The following is a 290-nucleotide window of genomic DNA, read 5'->3' as shown; positions in this document are numbered from 1 at the left end:
ATGATATAAATAACTATCCCTATTTAAATATACCTATGATTATCCACCCTATTTCTTTACATTAAGGAAAAGATGGCATACGGCAACAATTCTTTACTTTTAGAGCTACTGAAGATAAATTTACTTTATAATCCCATTTTTATAGTTTTTTCATATTCGGTATAGTAAAATGCCTTAAAAACTATGAAAATTGCCGTATGCCTAAAAAACACCTCTAATATACATTAAAAACAAAATAATCAAGTTCAGCCTTATAAACTTGAGAATTCAATACTTCATAGATATGGGGT

The sequence above is a fragment of the Bacillus sp. JJ783 genome (assembly GCF_036963225.1).
In the GTDB taxonomy this organism is placed as follows: Bacteria; Bacillota; Bacilli; order Bacillales; family Bacillaceae_G; genus Bacillus_A; species Bacillus_A cereus_U.
This window is presented reverse-complemented; position numbering follows the sequence as displayed.